Genomic DNA, 13,206 nt, shown 5'->3' with positions numbered 1-13,206 from the left:
GAGTTGTATTTTTGAACAAAACCAAAGCATGACCATACAAGAAATACAGGAAGAGATCATAGACGAGTTCTCCATGTTCGATGATTGGATGCAGCGCTATGAGTATATGATCGAGTTGGGAAAATCCCTTCCCTTGATTGATGAACAATATAAAGTGGATGACAACCTTATCAAAGGGTGTCAGAGCAAAGTTTGGGTGCACGCCGAACTAGATGATGACAAACTGGTGTTCACCGCAGACAGTGATGCCATTATCACCAAGGGGATCATTGCCATCTTGATTAGGGCGTTCAGCAACCAAAAACCCCAGGATATCATCGATGCCGATACGGGCTTTATTGATGAAATCGGATTAAAGGAACATTTGTCGCCAACGCGAGCCAATGGTTTGGTGAGCATGGTAAAGCAACTGAAATTGTATGCCGTTGCGTATCAAACACAATTAAAATAGTAGAAAATGAGCGAAGAAGCCACCATAGATACACAAGATTTGGGAGAAAAGATCGTCAGGGTACTCAAGACCATCTATGACCCGGAAATCCCTGTAGACATATACGAACTGGGCCTTATTTATGATGTGTTCGTGAATGAGGACTACGATGTGAAGATACTCATGACCTTAACATCACCCAACTGCCCGGTAGCTGAAAGCTTGCCCATGGAAGTGGAGGAAAAGGTAAAGTCTTTGGACGAACTGAAGGATGTTGAGGTGGAGATTACCTTTGACCCCCCTTGGACCCAGGAGCTGATGAGCGAGGAGGCCAAGTTGGAACTGGGGCTCCTTTAAGAATGTCATTCCGCACTTGATGCGGAATCCAAACGTATAATTAATAGATTCTTACTTCCGCAGGAATGATAGCATGGAAAAGGAAATTGTAAATAGGGTTGCCCAAAGCAAATTGGTCACTTTTGATTTGGAGGATCTGTATCCATCCGGAGAGAGGAGGGTGTTGGATATCAAAGACTGGTTGCACGAAGGCTTTATTCTGCGTGAGAAGGAATTCAGAATACATGTGGAAGAGCACGATTGGTCGGTCTACCAAGATACCTATGTGGCCTTGCACTGTTCCACGGATGCCATTGTGCCCGGTTGGGCCTTTATGTTGGTGGCCTCACGATTGAATCCCTATACAAAAAAAGTGGTGGTGGGCTCTTTGGAAGACTTGGAAACCTCACTCTACCAAACCCTATTGGATCAGCTGGATGTGTCCCCATTTGCGGACAAGCCCGTGATCATTAAAGGGTGCTCCCATAAACCTGTCCCAGAAAACGCCTATATCATGGCCATAACCAAAATACAGCAAGTGGCCAAGAGTGTGATGTATGGAGAGGCTTGTTCCTCGGTACCGATTTTCAAGAAGAAGTAATACAGTATCTTTTTTAGTACAGTCAAGAAATATAGCTGCTTAGGTAACTATTCTGACTCCTAGTATTCAATCTATTTGTTTGTAAAACAAAGAATCCCCGCGGATACGGGGACTCTTTAATCAAAAAAATAAGAAAATGAAAACTAAAAAAACCTTTACTGTATGAAATATGTACGATGTAGGCATTGAACAGCTCTAACATCAAGGCGCAAGGAAGACAATTCAAGCCAAAAAAAGTAGGTTGAATTGACGCATGGCACATTTGACTTGACGAATGTAGGTTTTCAATGAACGGGATGGTTTTAAGCCTACGGGTTTGTAGGTGACATTTCTTATTTTTGCGGTTCTAAACAGTAAACTCCATACACTATGAAAAAACTACTTTTTACCCTATCGGCATTTTTTGTGCTGGCCACGTCCCTGGCCCAGACCGAAGAGGAACTAAAGGCCCAGATTGCCCCTAAAAAAGATTCCATTGCAGCGATCCAAGGACGAGTAAACGCATTACAGGCGCAGTTGGATGCCCTTCCCGGTTGGAAAATAGGCGCCTTTGGTACTATTGGGGGGAACTTTTCCAACTTTGACAATTGGTACGCCCAAGGCATCCCCAACAACTCTTCAGGGAATATTGGCTTTACGGTGAATGCCTATGCCAATCTGCAAGAAGAGAAATTCTTTTGGAGAAATGCAGCCACGGTAAACCTTGCTTGGGTAAAGTTGGATGATAAGGACGACCCCGCCGATGATGATAGTTTCAGACAGGCTACCGATGTCTTCAACATTTCATCTTTATACGGAAGAAAGCTGAGCGAGAAATTTGCCATATCTACCTTGGCGGAATATCGGACCACGCTTTTGAGCAATTTTAATGATCCCGGGTATCTCGATTTGGGTATTGGGGCCACATGGACACCCATTACCGATTTGGTGGTGGTGATCCACCCACTCAACTACAACTTTGTGTTCAGTAGTGAGGACACCATTTTTGAATCCTCTTTGGGTGCCAAGATTGTGGCCGATTATACCAAGAAAATCGGAGCGGTGAACTTTAAGAGTAACTTGTCCCTGTTCCAGAGCTACGAAAGCGGCGATTTGAGCAACTGGACCTGGACCAACTCTTTTGGCTATACCTTGTGGAAAATGATCGGGGTTGGGTTCGATTTTGGTTTGAGGAACAACAAACAGGAAACCTTGAACTATGTCATCAACAATGCACCTACACCAGACCCCAATGCCACTTTTGATACCATAGACAACAAGTTACAGACCTATTGGACCTTGGGATTGAGCTATAAGTTCTAGAGGAAATCAGGCACATATAAAACATAAAAAAAGCCCTCATTACGAGGGCCTTTTTGTGGGGTCTAATATGATTTTTTCAGTTTTTAAGACCATGTCTAAGTAGGTTAAGATCATGTGAAGATCAAGGGTCGACACTATATGACTTAAAAACAGGATGAAAGTAGTTCTTATGTGGTTATCCCTTAAACTTTTGTTGTGAACTGTCCAAAATATGTGGTGGAACGCTATTTGGAAAGTAGTTGGTCGGAGAATTTAAACACATCATCCTTGCGGATTTAGTATTCATCCAAGTGCTCCGGATACAAAAAGTTGTTGTACGGAAAACGTGTTACATGAATGTCCCGCACCTCATCGTACACCCGCTTTCTAAATTCATCCAAATTTTCCTTGTTCAAGGCGGAAATGAACAAGGCCCTGTCCCCAATTTTATTGAACCAGGTGTTCTTCCATTCCTCCAAGGTAAAATGGGCCGAGGTACGCTCGGTGACCAGATCGTCCTCATCAATGGTCTCTGGAAGGTATTGATCGATTTTATTGAACACCATAATGGTCTTTTTGTCGGAACTTTTGATTTCATCCAAGATTTGGTTCACGGATGCGATATGCTCCTCAAAGTTGGGGTGTGATATATCTACCACATGCAACAATAGATCAGCCTCACGAACCTCATCCAAGGTGCTTTTGAAACTTTCAACCAATTGGGTGGGGAGCTTGCGGATAAACCCTACCGTATCACTCAACAGAAAAGGGAGATTGCCAATGACCACTTTTCTAACTGTGGTGTCCAGGGTGGCAAAGAGCTTGTTTTCCGCAAACACATCACTTTTACTGATCACGTTCATCAAGGTGGATTTGCCCACGTTGGTGTATCCTACCAAAGCCACCCGGACCAACGCCCCACGGTTTCCACGCTGGGTCTCCATTTGACGGTCAATTTTGGTGAGCTTCTTTTTCAGGAGCGCAATGCGGTCCCGCACAATACGTCTATCCGTTTCAATCTCGGTCTCACCGGGTCCACGCATACCAATACCCCCACGTTGTCGCTCCAAGTGTGTCCAAAGACCTGTCAGTCGGGGGAGAAGATATTCGTATTGGGCGAGTTCCACTTGGGTACGGGCATAGCTGGTCTTGGCGCGTTGCGCAAAAATGTCCAAGATCAATCCTGTTCGGTCCAGTATTTTACATTTGAGTATTTTCTCAATATTGTTCTGCTGGGCTGGGGTAAGCTCATCATCAAAGATGACGGAACCTATTTCGTGTTCCTTTACATAGTGTTGTACCTCCTCCATTTTTCCACTTCCAATATAGGTCTTGGGATTGGGCACTTCGACCCGTTGGATGAATCGTTTTTCCACCTCGCCCCCAGCGGTGTAGGTCAAAAACTCCAATTCGTCCAGATATTCGTTCACTTTGGTCTCATCCTGACTTTGGTTGATGACCCCAACGAGTATCGCTTTTTCGTAGTCTATGGTTTTCTTTTCTAGCATGAAATCAATTAAAGTGCAAATCTAATCAATGTTTTGGAAGCGGTTTTGTACTTTGGGTTTTGTTATGACCGTCCTGAACTAAAAATAATTTTCATTGTATCACCATAAGAACCGATATAGCATAGCCTTTTACAACCTGGAAAACTTCTTTGACACCAAGAACGACCCCCATTTGTTGGATGATGATTTCACTCCGGACGGGGATAGGGAATGGAACGAATCCAAGTACAGCAATAAAGCCCATAAAATAGCCCGGGCCATATCAGAAATAGGTGTGGAGGATAGCGATGTTCCACCGGTGCTGTTGGGCATTGCCGAAGTGGAGAACAAACAAGTCATCCAAACCCTGCTCAACACCAAGGAGCTGAAAGGAGTAGACTATGATTTTGTACACTTTGATTCCCCGGATGAACGGGGTATAGATACGGCACTGATCTATCACAGCAAACATTTTACGGTGCTGGATGCCGAGACCATTCCCTTGTTGGTTGACAATACCAATGGGGAGCGCGACTTTACCCGGGACATTTTATATGTCCATGGAAGATTGCATGCCGAAGAAGTCCATGTTTTTGTAAACCATTGGCCGTCCCGAAGAACAGGGGATGTCGAAACCAGCTACAAGCGCATAAAGGCGGCCGAGACCATTCTGAATAAAATTGAAGCACTGGGTGAAGACAACCCAAATTGCATCATCATGGGGGATTTTAATGACGACCCCAATTCCGAGAGCATCCAGACCTTGATGGAAACAGGGAGATTTATCAATCCGATGAAAAAGCTGTTGTCCCCCTTTTCCGGAAGCGCCAACTACAGGGGGGAATGGAGTCTCTTTGACCAGGTGATACTTTCCCACACCTTTTTGGACTATGAAGTGGGCACCCATAGTTTTAAAAAGGCTGAGGTGTTTGCTCCAAAGTTCCTTCAAGAGTGGAAAGGGAAGTACAAGGGCAACCCGTTTAGGACCTATGCAGGGGAAAAATATTTAGGCGGGTATAGCGACCATTTTCCAGTATATGTGGTACTGGAGGAAAACCTATAATTTAACTAAGAAAAATACTACACAACACAAAAGTGAATTTTCACAACACCTTTACGAAAAGGAGTGTGCATTTCATCGAAAAAACAACGGTTTTTATCGAGGATATTAACCGGCGCCAATATATTCGTAGTCCAAATCTTACCATAAAATCAACATGGACTACAAAAGACCTATTCGGGCGACAGGAATTCTTCTCCCCCTTATCTTTTCCCTTCTAGGTGTTTCTATTGTAACGGGGCAATCCAAAAAGGCGAAGGAGCAGATAAAAGCTACATACAACCATGGAAAAATGGCGACGCTGATTTCCGAAATGGAACAGGAGCATCAATCCAAGACCTTGAAAATAAACCAGCTTCTTCAATCCAATAAAGGATTGAAAAAATCTGAAAAATCTGCCAACGGAGGCCACATAGCCCTTAAGGATATTGGTTCTGATGGCACCCCGCTTTACTATACCACCTTGAGCGACCCATCGACCAAGACAGCAAGGGCCTATACGTTGTACGCAGATGGCCTCATGAACCTTGGATTGAACGGTGCTGGAATGCAGGTGGGAGTTTGGGATGCCGGGGTGGCATTGACCAGCCATCAAGAGTTTAATTCCCGGGCCTTGAATTCGGACAACACAGACGAAGTAAGCCTACATGCCACTTTGGTGACCGGAAACCTTATTGCATCTGGGGTGGAGCCCAGTGCCAAAGGGGTAGCGTATGGCGCACAGGCCATGACCCACGATTGGACCCGTGACAAAATTGAAGTGGCCGAAGCTGCAGCCAATGGACTGTTGTTGAGCAATCATTCATACGGAATACTCTCGGACCGGGTGCCGGACTGGTACTTTGGGTCTTACATTAAAGTCGCCCAGGATTGGGACCGAATCATGTACAATGCCCCTTACTATTTAACGGTAACGGCTGCGGGAAACAATCAAAAATCCTATGACAACGCCACACCAAATTTTGGAAGCACTGCGGACGGCTTTGATCTATTGCTTGGATTCACGGTGGCCAAAAATGGACTTACCATAGCGGGCGCCAATACTGAAATTGGCAGCAAAGGCGAACTGAAGGAAGCCACAGTTGCGGGATATAGTAGCTTTGGTCCTGTGGATGACGGCCGTATTAAACCGGATTTGGCCGGGGATGGGTCCAATATTCTTTCCACTAGCTCTGAAACCAATTCCAGCTACCAACTTTCTGCCGGGACTTCCATGGCAGCGCCAGGGGTTACCGGATCTCTTTTATTGTTGCAACAATACCATGAAGAGCTGTATGGCGCTTACATGAAAGCGGCGACCCTAAAAGGTCTTGCTTTGCATACTGCGGATGATGTAAATGCCCAAGGTCCCGATTACAAAATGGGCTGGGGGGTGATGAACGCCAAGACGGCTGCCGAGGTGTTACAGAACAAAGAGTTTACCACATTGATCAATGAAGAAAGTTTGACCAATGGAGAAACCTTTTCCATTACGGTTACGGCCAATGGTACGGAGCCTCTAATGGCTTCCATTTCTTGGACCGATCCTGAGGGAAATTACATCAATAGGGGGGACCTGAACAATACCACTGCTGCCCTTACCAACGATTTGGACATCAGAATCACCAAATCTGGGGAAACTTACTATCCTTGGAAATTGAATCCTGCCAAAGCCAACAACTCGGCGACACAGGGAGATAATAAAGTAGACCCCTATGAACGAATTGAAATTGGGAATGTCAACGGGCAGTATACCATTACGGTTACCCATAAGGGTAATTTGACCAATGGGTTCCAAGATTTTTCATTGATCGTTTCTGGGGCACGGGTTTCCCAGTGTTCCATTGAAACGCCATCCAATGTGGAATTGATTGCATCCACGGATACAAGTTCGACCATCTCATGGTCCAATGCCAATGAAACTCTTTTTGAAGTGCAATACAAGGCCATTGATAAGGATGAATGGAATACTGAACTTCTTTGGGACAATCAATTTGAACTTTCCAATCTGGAGGTTGGGACGGTTTATGAGTCCCAAATCCGTGCTATCTGTACCGAGAATGCGGTTTCGGAATTTTCGGAACTCTTTCAGTTCGAGTTCAATGGTGAGGATACCGAGGCAATGGTTTACCAACCTTTGACCTATGCGCAAGATTTTCAAATACAGGTCTATCCCAATCCTGCCGTAAACTATTTGGCCCTACAATCGGAATTGTCCCCGGATGCCGAATATTCCATAGTGACCACATCTGGGAACATCATTGAAAGGGGAAAAGTGGCAGGAACCATCAATGTCTCTGCACTGGCTTCCGGTCTATATGTTTTGGTGGTACAGGATTATGCCGGTATCAGAAGCACCAAATTTTACAAAAACTAATGTCTATGGACATTTTCACTCAAAATTTAATAGAGTCCAAGACAAGAAGGGCAAAGTGGATCATAAAGCTCTTTCTATTGCCCATCATACTTTTCTGAAACATAAAAATCCAATTTAAAGGGATTCTTCGCATTACTTAGAATAGGAATGGAATATTATAAAAGTGATACGATTTGCCCCAAGGTTTAATATTCAGACATCAGACATCAGACATCGGACTTCTGATATCTGAATAAAACACACTCATCATTAGACCTTCTTGATTTCTTCTTCGGAAAGCAACTCCTCGTTCCGTAACCTCAGAAATACCTGGGCCGTGGTCACCACATCCAATTCGCAATAGGAGATGATCCTATCAATGTCCTTGTCCTTGTAGTAGACATCTTTTACCATACTGCCATCCATGTCCTCTTTTGGGGAGGGAATCCCGAGAATGTGGGCCAGTAATTTTAAAGAGGTGTAGTGTTTATAGTCTCCGAATTTCCAGAGTTCCATAGTGTCCAGATGGGGTACTTCCCATGGTTTTTTGCCGAACAAGTCCAATTTATAGGGAAGGTTTATGCTGTTGATGACCATACGGCGGGCAATGTACGGAAAGTCGAACTCCTTGCCGTTGTGTGCGCACAGCAGATGTTTGGTTTGACTGAAATGGTCTTTCAGCAATTGTTTGAACTGTTTCAAGATTTCGGTTTCCTCCCCATGAAAGGAAGTTACCCTAAAGCTTCTGGTCTCTCCTTTGATGACAAAATACCCAACCGAAATGCAAACAATTTTCCCGAATTCGGCCCAAATTCCGGCCCGTTCATAAAAGTCTTCGGCACTGATCTCGTCTTTTCGTTGGTATTGTGTTTTTTGCTCCCAGAGCAATTGGGTGGTTTCATCCAAGTCTGGGAAACCCGGATTTTGGGGTACGGTCTCGATATCCAAAAAGAGGATATTCTCTAGGTTAAGTTTATAAAGCATGGCAACGTATTAAAAAAGAGTGGTCTGCTTTGCAGGACTCTCATGTTCCAATAACCATTTTTTTCTATGCAGGCCACCTGCATATCCAGTGAGGTCTCCGTTGGTCCCAATGACGCGATGACAGGGAACCACAATCCAAAGAGGATTTTTGCCATTGGCCGAGGCTACTGCACGAATGGCTTTTACATCGCCTAGTCTTTTGGAAAGTTCCAAATAAGAAATGGTTTTTCCAAATGGGATTTCAAGAAGGGCATCCCAAACCTTTTTTTGAAAATCGGTCCCGGAAGGATTCAGCTTGAGGTCAAATTGCTTTCGTGAACCCTCAAAATATTCCTTGAATTGGTAGACGGCATCTTCCAACACTTTAGGGATTATACCAATAGGTTTTATTTCATCAAACACAGACACGGAAGCAAGCCCATTCTCATCACCTTGAAATTCCGCATAACCTATAGGTGTTTGTAAATAAGCAGTTTCCATTATTCTACCTCATCTTCATCTTCAATAATTCCTAAACGTTGAGCGCGTTTGTGCCAATTCTTTCTGGCCAGGGATTGAAGGTCTTCCACGTTGTCACTTTCATCCATAATCTCCAATCCAAGAAGCGTTTCAATAACATCCTCCATGGTCACCAATCCACTTACCGAGCCATATTCGTCCACCACCAAGGAGACATGCTCCCGTTGCTTCACAAGCTTGTCAAATAATTCAGGAATGGGCTTGGTTCTGTTGGTTACTAAGATTTCGCGCTTTAATTCTGAAAGTGTCTGACTGCCTTTTTTGTTGATGATAGCTTCCATTAGCTCATCTTTAAGGAAAAAGCCCGTGATGTTATCCATACGATCTTTATAGAGTGGAATCCGTGAAAAACGTAAAGGGCGGTTAGCATCAAAGAATTCTTTGATCGTCATGTCCTCGGATGCTATTTTCATTACCGTTCTTGGTGTCATCACATCCTTGGCCAATATCTCATCAAACTTGAGGAGGTTTTTGATGACTTTGGATTCTGATTCATGAAAAACACCTTCTTCATGGGCAATTTCGGTCATGGCTGTAAAATCCTCACGGCTCAATACGCTGCCATGCTCTCCCTTTGCCCCAATCAACTTGGTGAATAGTTGTAATATCCATAGTAGCCCGGTCCATTTTAGCGCAAATACCATGATGCTAAGTGCTTTGCTGGTAAAGTTGGCCAGCTGTTTCCAATAAGTGGCCCCAATGGTCTTGGGAATGATTTCCGAAGCTACCAAGATCAAAATGGTCATTATTGTGGATACAATCCCCACCATGAGGTCTTCGGTAAATTGAAACCCAAGTATAGTTCGTTTTGTGGTCCCATAAAGATCGGCATAGGCCACCTTGGCCTGTACCCCCACCAATATGGCGCCAACGGTATGGGCTATGGTGTTGAGGGTAAGAATGGCGATCAACGGTTTGTCCACGTCTTTCTTTAAAGCCTCCAAAGTACCGGCGTATTCCTTGCCTTCCTGCTTTTTTAAGTTGATGAACGTTGGGGTGATGCTCAGTAGTACCGCCTCCAAAATGGAGCACAAAAAGGAAAAGAAAATGGAAATGAGGGCGTAGAATAGTAGTAGTCCCATGAATCTAAGTGTTGATTCAAAAGTAGCTAAAATTCTATACAGCCAAAGCGTTGGTTACGCTCATTTTATGAACGGACTACTTAATATCCAGAAAAATCCCAATGGCAAAGGATGGGTCGGCATAAATGATACGACCATCCAGAGCACCACCATAGGTTGCCGATACCCCCCACTTTGGTGAAATATAATAGGCAGCTTCGGCCCCAAGGCCGATAAATTCCACATTATTGGCAAAAATGCTTCCTTGGCTATTTTGGGCACTCAGGGTGCCGTTGTGCATGGATTGTACCACATCCAGTTTTCCGGCGACCCATAGGCGGTTAAAAAATTGCACGCCCAATTCAGCGCCTGTCCGTATTTCGTCCGAGAAGTTCTGGGTTCTGTTGTTGTAACCTAGATACGCTTTGGCATAGGCAGGGAGTTGGGCTAGGGCAAAAGGTTTTCCTGCGTCTATCCGAACCATTTGGTTGAACTCCCCATCCCCGGTCTGATAACTGCCGTCACTGCCCCCGGAATCGTTTCCAGAAGGTATGCCAAACAACAATGTGGTTGAAAGGGCCAATTTTTCATTTTGAATCAGTCCATAGGTAATCCCAAGGTCAATATCCCCAATGGAGTTCACCGCTTCCCCCGGCGTGATGAGCTCCCCGGTGGTCTTTGAAAAAATATCATTTTGATAGGTCCGGGAGAAGAAGGGAACATAGCCTACCACATTCCAGCGATCGGTAATACCATATTCCGCATACAAATTCAGGTTGAACTGCCCTCGGGTGGCGTTCGGCTCTATGGCCCCGGTATCGGTGTAATGTTGGTCGGCCTCAAGGTACCATGCGGACAATTTGTAATACCCTTTCCCGCGTTCGCGCGTCCATTGACCATAGGTCAGCTGGCCAAGTATTAAAAATCCAAATAAAAGAAATTGGTATATTTTCATGGGTTGTTTTAATGTGCGGTTCAATTGATCAGGCCCTCCCCAACTTTAACATTAAAGGGTTTGCACCAATACAAAAGATATTGGTACTCATTGAGGCCAACATCTTCAATGGCATAGGAGTGTGCTCCTTCAAAAACGGTCACTGCCCCAACCTCTAATGCTCCATTGACAGAATTGGGATTGTTGGACAGGTACAGGTAAAGTCCAGGTAAACTGGATGACGCCTTGTAGTCCGCATTGAAAGACAGAATGAGGTTGCCTCTATCTGCCCTAAGGGTAAAAGTCCCCTCAAGGGTGTAGGCACTTGTGGTGGCAATGGTTCCATCTCCGTTGGACTCCATGTTGTTCTCCACAGGGTCTACGGATATTCTTATGGTGTCTTCAGCCGTTAGGGTATTCCCGTCTATAACCACGGACACACTTATGGTGGCCTCGCCTTCTGCAATAGCCATGGCCACACCTTGATCATTGATGGTGACGATGGAAGGGTCGGAGGTGGACCAAATGACCTCCGCATCTTCAGGCTGGCCAATATGGTTCAGGTATGTAGCTGAGTAGGGATGACTATCCGAGATTTGGATGCCTGTTATGGGATTGTTGATACGGATAGTGGGTTCCACAAAGTCATCCACATAATCTTCACCAATACAACCTGAGAAAATAAAAAAGACGATGATCCAAAAGAAATGGCGCATGAAATCCATAAAGGACATTTTTTCAATTTTTGTTGAAGGAATGCCCTTTATTAGTGAGTCCTTGTCCAGAAAGCTTACAAAAACTTTTTAAAAAAAGTGTAAAAAGCTCTGGAAGCCTGTTGTTAAGAGGTCTTAACTCCTTAAAAATATTTATTCCACAGAGGATGCGCGATAAAATACATCTTGAAGTGCAGTACGGATATTCAATCGGTACAACTGTCGATGTTCCCGTGAAGGATACACCCTGTTGGATAAAAATATGTATACCAGTTTGTTGTCAGGGTCGGCCCAAACAAAAGTTCCTGTAAATCCTGAGTGCCCAAAACTGTTGGGGCTGGACAGGGGGGAAGGATAGGCTTTTTCCAAAGCAAGCTCGGAATTGTTAAGTAAGGGTTTGTCAAAACCAAGTCCTCTTCGGTTATCGTTATCGGGATATTGAACCTTGCCAAATTCTTTCACGACTTCCTTGGAGATAATTTGCTTGTCTCCTATGGCTCCGTAGTTTTCGTAAAATAGCATGATCTTGGCCAGGTCGTCCGCGCTTCCAAACAGGCCTGCATTTCCAGATACCCCACCTTTAAGGGAGGCGTTTTCATCATGGACCCAACCTTTCACGAAGGTCTTTCTGAACACACTATCGTTTTCTGTGGGGACAATGTCATTGACATAGTTCTTTTTGCTGGGGTTGTAGCCCAAAGTGTAACAGCCTAGAGGTTGATAGAAGTTCTGGTCCAAATAGGTTTCGTAATCGGTACCCGTAAGTTGTTCTATCAATCTTGGATAAATGAGGAAGGTAAGCCCGGAGTAAACATATTTTTTTTCATCGGAAACTTTAGACCTATCGATCATGCGGTTCATTTTGGCTTCAAAGCGGTCGCTGATGAATAGGTTCTCATACACTTGTTGCTGAAATTTTTCACTTGGAGTGTCCCTGACAAATCGCCGCTTTATCTTCCCGTTCTTCCGCATCACTTTTTCCAAAAAGATAATATAGGGCACCAAACCAGCTTGATGGCTCAAGATTTCACGAAGGGTCAGATCTTTTTTGTCCTTGTGTTTTTTCCAAGAGGGCCAATAGTTGCTGAACGGGGCGTCCAGATCAAGTTTGCCTTCGTCCACCAATTTCATCAAAGCGGGCAATGGCCCCAAGATTTTGGTAACGGATGCCAGGTCATAAAGATCGTTCAGGGCAACGGGCTGCACGCTATCATAGGTGTGGTATCCGTATGCTTTATGAAAGATTACCGTGTCGTTTTTGGTGACCAACACTTGGGCACCGGGGAAGGCTTGGTCTTTTATACCAAGTTCCATGATGGAATCCACTTTTTGGTTGATGTAGGCTTCATCCAATCCCAATTTTGAGGGAAGGGCATGAATCAGGTTTTGTTGTGCAAGAAGGCTGGTTGAAACAAAAAGAAAACAAAAGCAGAATGCAAAGAGGTTTTTCATAAGTTAGTAGGGT

The 13,206-nt window shown here is 44.5% G+C and carries 13 protein-coding genes; 6 read left to right on the top strand and 7 right to left on the bottom strand.

Going from position 1 to position 13,206, the window contains the following annotated elements; all coding sequences use genetic code 11:
• Positions 1-28 precede the first annotated feature (28 nt).
• From ACPD8L_RS10245 to ACPD8L_RS10230, 4 genes are all read left to right on the top strand, one after another.
• Positions 29-451, top strand: coding sequence for a SufE family protein (locus ACPD8L_RS10245; RefSeq protein ID WP_116216776.1), 423 nt, complete (start codon positions 29-31; stop codon positions 449-451).
• Positions 452-457: 6 nt separating this feature from the next.
• Positions 458-787: a DUF59 domain-containing protein gene (locus tag ACPD8L_RS10240; protein ID WP_116216777.1), complete on the top strand. Its 330-nt coding sequence runs from the start codon at positions 458-460 to the stop codon at positions 785-787.
• Positions 788-860: 73 nt separating this feature from the next.
• A complete protein-coding gene (locus tag ACPD8L_RS10235) occupies positions 861-1,367 on the top strand; it encodes a DUF2480 family protein (RefSeq protein WP_421810474.1) in 507 nt (168 codons plus the stop codon).
• A gap of 369 nt (positions 1,368-1,736) precedes the next feature.
• The gene (locus ACPD8L_RS10230; protein WP_423943253.1) at positions 1,737-2,669 is read left to right on the top strand and encodes a DUF3078 domain-containing protein; all 933 of its coding nucleotides are present in this window, start codon (positions 1,737-1,739) and stop codon (positions 2,667-2,669) included.
• A gap of 275 nt (positions 2,670-2,944) precedes the next feature.
• Here ACPD8L_RS10230 and hflX read toward each other — a convergent pair whose 3' ends face one another.
• Positions 2,945-4,156: a GTPase HflX gene (gene hflX / locus ACPD8L_RS10225; RefSeq protein ID WP_116216781.1), complete on the bottom strand. Its 1,212-nt coding sequence runs from the start codon at positions 4,154-4,156 to the stop codon at positions 2,945-2,947.
• Positions 4,157-4,250: 94 nt separating this feature from the next.
• On the opposite strand from hflX, the gene ACPD8L_RS10220 reads away from it, so the two are divergent.
• On the top strand, positions 4,251-5,198 hold the full coding sequence (locus ACPD8L_RS10220; RefSeq protein ID WP_423943252.1) for an endonuclease/exonuclease/phosphatase family protein: 948 nt from the start codon (positions 4,251-4,253) through the stop codon (positions 5,196-5,198).
• A gap of 154 nt (positions 5,199-5,352) precedes the next feature.
• A complete protein-coding gene (locus ACPD8L_RS10215) occupies positions 5,353-7,551 on the top strand; it encodes a S8 family serine peptidase (RefSeq protein WP_423943251.1) in 2,199 nt (732 codons plus the stop codon).
• Positions 7,552-7,800: 249 nt separating this feature from the next.
• On the opposite strand, the gene ACPD8L_RS10210 is transcribed toward ACPD8L_RS10215, so the two are convergent.
• From ACPD8L_RS10210 to ACPD8L_RS10185, 6 genes are all read right to left on the bottom strand, one after another.
• The gene (locus ACPD8L_RS10210) at positions 7,801-8,514 is read right to left on the bottom strand and encodes a 3'-5' exonuclease (protein WP_293303579.1); all 714 of its coding nucleotides are present in this window, start codon (positions 8,512-8,514) and stop codon (positions 7,801-7,803) included.
• 9 nt (positions 8,515-8,523) lie between these two features.
• Positions 8,524-8,994 (bottom strand): methylated-DNA--[protein]-cysteine S-methyltransferase, encoded by a 471-nt coding sequence (locus ACPD8L_RS10205; RefSeq protein WP_423943249.1) that lies wholly within the window; start codon positions 8,992-8,994, stop codon positions 8,524-8,526.
• Positions 8,994-10,115 (bottom strand): CNNM domain-containing protein, encoded by a 1,122-nt coding sequence (locus ACPD8L_RS10200; protein WP_423943247.1) that lies wholly within the window; start codon positions 10,113-10,115, stop codon positions 8,994-8,996. Before ACPD8L_RS10200 ends, ACPD8L_RS10205 begins: the two co-directional genes overlap by 1 nt.
• Before the next feature lie 76 nt (positions 10,116-10,191).
• Positions 10,192-11,049: a hypothetical protein gene (locus ACPD8L_RS10195; protein WP_423943245.1), complete on the bottom strand. Its 858-nt coding sequence runs from the start codon at positions 11,047-11,049 to the stop codon at positions 10,192-10,194.
• Between the two features lie 20 nt (positions 11,050-11,069).
• The gene (locus ACPD8L_RS10190) at positions 11,070-11,762 is read right to left on the bottom strand and encodes an Ig-like domain-containing protein (protein ID WP_116216787.1); all 693 of its coding nucleotides are present in this window, start codon (positions 11,760-11,762) and stop codon (positions 11,070-11,072) included.
• A gap of 132 nt (positions 11,763-11,894) precedes the next feature.
• Complete coding sequence (locus tag ACPD8L_RS10185; RefSeq protein WP_423943244.1) at positions 11,895-13,193, bottom strand: serine hydrolase domain-containing protein; 1,299 nt, start codon at positions 13,191-13,193, stop codon at positions 11,895-11,897.
• Positions 13,194-13,206 lie beyond the last annotated feature (13 nt).

It is taken from the genome of Flagellimonas algicida, from assembly GCF_049629585.1.
Taxonomy (GTDB): Bacteria; Bacteroidota; Bacteroidia; order Flavobacteriales; family Flavobacteriaceae; genus Flagellimonas.
This window is presented reverse-complemented; position numbering and strand designations above follow the sequence as displayed.

What these genes read in the sequence shown, in the direction of transcription:
- ACPD8L_RS10245 (WP_116216776.1), top strand. Translation starts at nt 29, where the DNA reads ATGACCATACAAGAAATACAGGAAGAGATCATAGACGAGTTCTCCATG.
- ACPD8L_RS10240 (WP_116216777.1), top strand. Translation starts at nt 458, where the DNA reads ATGAGCGAAGAAGCCACCATAGATACACAAGATTTGGGAGAAAAGATC.
- ACPD8L_RS10235 (WP_421810474.1), top strand. Translation starts at nt 861, where the DNA reads ATGGAAAAGGAAATTGTAAATAGGGTTGCCCAAAGCAAATTGGTCACT.
- ACPD8L_RS10230 (WP_423943253.1), top strand. Translation starts at nt 1,737, where the DNA reads ATGAAAAAACTACTTTTTACCCTATCGGCATTTTTTGTGCTGGCCACG.
- hflX (WP_116216781.1), bottom strand. Translation starts at nt 4,156, where the DNA reads ATGCTAGAAAAGAAAACCATAGACTACGAAAAAGCGATACTCGTTGGG.
- ACPD8L_RS10215 (WP_423943251.1), top strand. Translation starts at nt 5,353, where the DNA reads ATGGACTACAAAAGACCTATTCGGGCGACAGGAATTCTTCTCCCCCTT.
- ACPD8L_RS10210 (WP_293303579.1), bottom strand. Translation starts at nt 8,514, where the DNA reads ATGCTTTATAAACTTAACCTAGAGAATATCCTCTTTTTGGATATCGAG.
- ACPD8L_RS10205 (WP_423943249.1), bottom strand. Translation starts at nt 8,994, where the DNA reads ATGGAAACTGCTTATTTACAAACACCTATAGGTTATGCGGAATTTCAA.
- ACPD8L_RS10200 (WP_423943247.1), bottom strand. Translation starts at nt 10,115, where the DNA reads ATGGGACTACTACTATTCTACGCCCTCATTTCCATTTTCTTTTCCTTT.
- ACPD8L_RS10195 (WP_423943245.1), bottom strand. Translation starts at nt 11,049, where the DNA reads ATGAAAATATACCAATTTCTTTTATTTGGATTTTTAATACTTGGCCAG.
- ACPD8L_RS10190 (WP_116216787.1), bottom strand. Translation starts at nt 11,762, where the DNA reads ATGTCCTTTATGGATTTCATGCGCCATTTCTTTTGGATCATCGTCTTT.
- ACPD8L_RS10185 (WP_423943244.1), bottom strand. Translation starts at nt 13,193, where the DNA reads ATGAAAAACCTCTTTGCATTCTGCTTTTGTTTTCTTTTTGTTTCAACC.